Below are 1,895 nucleotides of genomic sequence, written 5' to 3'. Positions count from 1 at the left end.
CTTGAACGGCTTGATTGCTGCAATGATGAGTTTCACCTGACATCCCTTCCTTGTTCAGCCCTACCGGCATCCGCAAGAGCGTCGCCGCAACAGCGACAGAAGGCTCCTCGGGCTCGAACATCTCAAGAAAACGCAACAGGGCGGGGGTGGGAGTGCGATCACGCGCACGTCATGCGCTCATTTTTTCGGCCGCCGGTCCATTTTTTAATCAGCACGCAAACCTGCCTCTCGCCCGTGCCCATGTGAAAAGGCCCGGGCGAACCGCCCGGGCCTTCCGCTGCTGACAGGCTAGAGCCTTAGTTGAGGAATTCCGGATAGGCCTCCATCCCGAGTTCCGCCTTGTCGAGACCCATCATCTCGTCTTCGGCCGGGGCGCGGATGCCCATGGTGACCTTCAGGATGAACCAGAGGACCGCCGAGACCACGAAGACGAAGATGCCGACGGTGATGATCGAGACGATCTGGCCGTAGAAGGTGCCGTCCGAGTTGGTCAGCGGCACAGCCAGCGTGCCCCAGATGCCCGCGCCGAGGTGCACCGGGATGGCGCCGACGACGTCGTCGATCTTCAGCTTGTCGAGGAACGGCACCAGCAGCACCACGATCACGCCGCCGATCGCACCGATGATGGTCGCCGCGCCGAGGCTCGGGGTCAGCGGTTCGGCGGTGATCGACACCAGACCGGCCAGCGCACCGTTGAGCACCATGGTCAGATCCGGCTTCTTGTAGAGGATCTGGGTCAGGATCAGCGCCGCGATCGCGCCACCGGCCGCTGCCGTGTTGGTGTTGGCGAAGATGCGCGAGATGTCGGCGACGTTGCCCACGGTGTTCATGTAGAGTTGCGAACCGCCGTTGAAGCCGAACCAGCCGAGCCACAGGATGAAGGTACCGAGCGTGGCGAGGGTCAGGTTCGAACCGGGCATCGGATGCACCTTGCCGTCCTTGTACTTGCCGATCCGCGGGCCGAGGATCAGAGCGCCCGCGAGAGCCGCCCAGCCGCCGACCGAGTGCACGACGGTCGAGCCGGCGAAGTCGAGGAAGCCGAAATCGCTGTCGAGGAAGCCGCCGCCCCATTTCCAGGAGGCCTGGATCGGATAGATCACGCCGGTCAGGATCGTGATGAAGATCAGGAACGGCCACAGCTTGATGCGCTCGGCCAGGGTGCCCGAGACGATCGAGGCGGTGGTGGCGCAGAACATCAGCTGGAAGAAGAAGTCGGAACCGACCGAGGCATAGGTCAGATCGACACCATCCGCGCCGACGCCCACCGGCTCGAGCGAGGTGGTCGAGAAGGCGCCCAGCACGCCGGTGATGGTCCAGCCATCGCCGGGATACATCAGGTTGTAGCCGATCAGGTAGTACATGATCGCCGCGATCGCGAAGAGGGCGACGTTCTTGAGCGACTGCATGGTCACGTTCTTCGAACGCACGAGACCCGCCTCGAGCATCGAGAAGCCCGCGCCCATCCACATCACCAGGAAGCCAGTGACGAGGAACATGAAGGTGTTGAGGATGAAGCCGACCTCGTTTGCCGGCGGATCGGCCGGGGCCGCATCCTGGGCGAGCGCCGGAAGGGCCACCGCGGTCATCGCAACCGCAAGGCCGGTGATTTTCGAAAGGTTTCTCATTTTCCTACTTTCCCCCTGTCGCTTCACAGCGCGTCATCGTTGGTTTCGCCGGTCCGCACGCGCACGGCCTGGCCCACATCGAGAACGAAGATTTTGCCGTCGCCGATCTTGTCGGTCTTCGCCGCTTTCATGATCGTGTCGACAACCTCGTCCGCCAGACCGTCGGCCACGACGATCTCGAGCTTCACCTTCGGCACGAAGTTCACCGCGTATTCCGCCCCGCGATAGATTTCCGTGTGACCCGACTGCGCGCCGAAGCCCTTGATCTCG

The 1,895-nt window shown here is 63.0% G+C and carries 2 protein-coding genes; both read right to left on the bottom strand.

The features are described from left to right. Positions 1–296: 296 nt before the first annotated feature. On the bottom strand, positions 297–1,625 hold the full coding sequence (locus DW2_RS18825) for an ammonium transporter (RefSeq protein WP_038148995.1): 1,329 nt from the start codon (positions 1,623–1,625) through the stop codon (positions 297–299). Positions 1,626–1,648: 23 nt separating this feature from the next. Next, positions 1,649–1,895 (bottom strand): P-II family nitrogen regulator (locus tag DW2_RS18820; RefSeq protein WP_038148880.1); only part of this gene is annotated, 247 nt, incomplete at its 5' end.

The organism is Thioclava atlantica (assembly GCF_000737065.1).
Lineage (GTDB): Bacteria > Pseudomonadota > Alphaproteobacteria > Rhodobacterales > Rhodobacteraceae > Thioclava > Thioclava atlantica.
The sequence above is the reverse complement of the archived record's forward strand: the minus strand, read 5'-3'. Positions and strand labels throughout refer to the sequence as shown.

Bases quoted from the DNA above. Each gene is read 5' to 3' on its own strand.
- DW2_RS18825 (WP_038148995.1), bottom strand. From the start codon at position 1,625: ATGAGAAACCTTTCGAAAATCACCGGCCTTGCGGTTGCGATGACCGCG.